General features: G+C 56.7%; 2 protein-coding genes. One reads left to right on the forward strand and one right to left on the reverse strand.

Features of this window, described 5'->3' with window-relative positions; all coding sequences use genetic code 11:
- The coding region (locus GEU01_RS22030; protein ID WP_019086618.1) for a recombinase family protein at nucleotides 1–356 on the forward strand (356 nt) is incomplete at its 5' end.
- 426 nt (nucleotides 357–782) lie between these two features.
- On the opposite strand, the gene GEU01_RS22040 is transcribed toward GEU01_RS22030, so the two are convergent.
- The coding region (locus GEU01_RS22040) for a transposase (protein WP_019086993.1) at nucleotides 783–1166 on the reverse strand (384 nt) is incomplete at its 5' end.

The following is a 1166-nucleotide window of genomic DNA, read 5'->3' on the forward strand; positions in this document are numbered from 1 at the left end:
TTATTGGCGACAGCCTGGCATCCCGTGGCGTGAAGCTTCAACTTGGGAACAGTATTCACGATCCGTCTGATCCAATGGGCAAGTTGTTCTTCAACATCCTTGCGACTTTCGCGGAGTTTGAAGCCGATCTGATCCGGATGCGTACTCGTGAAGGGATGGCCGTTGCACGCGACAAAGGTAAACTACGCGGAAAGAAACCCAAGCTTTCTGAACGTCAGCAAAAAGAGCTTCGCCGGATGTATGATACCGGCGATTACTCCATCAGCGATCTTTCAGAACTGTTTTCTATTTCTCGGCCAACTGTCTATCGAACTCTCAGCAGAACAGCCTCAACGTTCTTGTTGGGTTCACTCTAAGCGTACGTAAAGTACACTTTCGTGTCGTGACCCCGCATAGGGTTTACCGCCCCCTTCTGTCAGGCACTGACGGGCAGGGTGCAGTCTGTCACATGCGGGAATATGGGTTGGATAAACCCGTTCTGTGTGCCGATGGGCTGCGGCGGATGCTTGCCCGCCCGTCCGGCATGTAGATCTCTAATCCTGCGGATGGCTACAGGGTGTAAAAGCCTGATCGAAAACAGGTCGGCCGACGTGGCCTCGGGAACGGCAGCAACCGGATCACACAGGTCCGTGGCTCAATAAACCTGTCCGTTCCAGCACCATGCTGCGTTCAGGCATCCCCGGACGGGCTGCCGGTAAGACACCACAGCGCCAGTGCGGGGCCAAAGCAGTAGACAACGGCAGCGCCAATCAGCCACGGCATCAGGTATGTCATACCAACGGTTATGGGCACTGACCTGTGTGAGCCCACTTTCTAAGACCGATGGATCGAATGGTGTCAGGCAAGGCGGCAAGATTATTCCAAGCGGAACAGGCAGCGTCGATGATGTGCTCGATGCCGTCGAAGACGGTATTGGCCAGCCAGTTGGCGCGCAGGAACTGCCAGATATTCTCGACCGGGTTTAGTTCGGGAGCACGGGACGGCAGGAAGATCAGGCTGACGTTGCGCGGCAGTCTGAGTTTGGGTGTCGTATGCCAGCCGGCACGATCGAGCAGGACGACGGCATGCGCTCCGCGTGCGACGCAGCGTGAGATTTCCTCGATATGCAGTTGCATGCTGGCCGTGCCGGTAAACGGCAACACCAGGCCTGCCGCCTTGCCGAGTGC

Source organism: Komagataeibacter europaeus LMG 18890, from assembly GCF_000285295.1.
Classification (GTDB): domain Bacteria; phylum Pseudomonadota; class Alphaproteobacteria; order Acetobacterales; family Acetobacteraceae; genus Komagataeibacter; species Komagataeibacter europaeus.